General features: G+C 73.9%; 1 pseudogene. It reads right to left on the bottom strand.

Features of this window, described 5'->3' with window-relative positions:
• Positions 1-303: pseudogene (locus BKD30_RS06365) on the bottom strand (IS1380 family transposase); the annotation flags it as partial.

Here is a 303-nt window from a genome sequence, read left to right as displayed (position 1 = left end):
CCGATGCCGGCGATCGCGGACTTGACCTGCGGGTTCATCCGGGCGGTCACGGAGAACCACGCCCGGTGGCGGATCGCGGCCCCGACGAACGCCCACCCGTAGTAAGCCGAGTCCGCGCGGGCCAGGATCCGCCCGCTCACCCCCGCTGCCCAGGCGGTGCTGATGGCCTGGGTCAGCATCCGGCCTGCCCCGGTCGCCGAGGCGACGTTGCCTCGACGCAGCCGCGCGGTCGTGATCACCGGCGCGTCCACCGGGCTCGAGAGGACCCCGACCTGGGCGTTGAGCCCGCGTACCCCGGAGTAG

Origin of the sequence: Tersicoccus phoenicis (assembly GCF_001968835.1) — a bacterium.
GTDB classification, from domain to species: Bacteria; Actinomycetota; Actinomycetes; order Actinomycetales; family Micrococcaceae; genus Tersicoccus; species Tersicoccus phoenicis.
This window is presented reverse-complemented; position numbering and strand designations above follow the sequence as displayed.